The organism is Caballeronia grimmiae, from assembly GCF_000698555.1.
GTDB lineage: Bacteria > Pseudomonadota > Gammaproteobacteria > Burkholderiales > Burkholderiaceae > Caballeronia > Caballeronia grimmiae.
This window is the reverse complement of the sequence record NZ_JFHE01000136.1, coordinates 1-590: the sequence shown is the minus strand read 5'-3', so window position 1 is coordinate 590 and position 590 is coordinate 1. Positions and strand designations below refer to the sequence as shown.

The window sequence follows — 590 nt, the reverse complement described above, 5'->3', positions numbered from 1 at the left end:
AGTCGTATCAATTCCAGAGTGCCGTTGACAGCTGCCGTTGACTTCCACGCGGAACTTCTTCGCACGCAGCAGGATTTCGTCGCTCTCAAGCAGAATCTGCTTTTGCGCGCGCATCAAGATTGACTTGGTCAGCGCATTCAAGACGATGTCGCCCGCGGCCGAGACAAGATGCATTGGTCCGGTCTGCGCGAATAAACGGATGGTGTCGCGTACGGTTGCAAACAAGCTGCGACCGCTCGCAATGCCAACATGCCCTTCCGTTGTAATCGCCGCCTGCTGCGCGGCCATATGAATGGATGCAGGCGTGGTGATCTCGATACCCGCCTTGCCGTCGAGTACAAGGTGCGGTTCGGCCAATTGCGGGAACGCGTTTTCGTCGCTCGTACTGACGCCTCGAATGTCTTTGTTCTGGGATGCGATTGTCTCGACGATGTCGGATTGATGGCCGTTCGCGTCCTGCGCCTCGTTTTCCTGAGCGATTCGGCTGAGCGCATCATGCAACTGCTGAGCCTTGTCCAGACGGTCTGCCGTCTCGCTCGAATCCTTCGCCGCCGCCCCTGCGCCACTGCGCGTCTCCGTCGTAATGAGCA

The 590-nt window shown here is 58.3% G+C and carries 1 protein-coding gene; it reads right to left on the bottom strand.

The features are described from left to right. Positions 1–590 (bottom strand): DUF2345 domain-containing protein (locus BG57_RS30965; protein WP_035971159.1); only part of this gene is annotated, 590 nt, incomplete at both ends.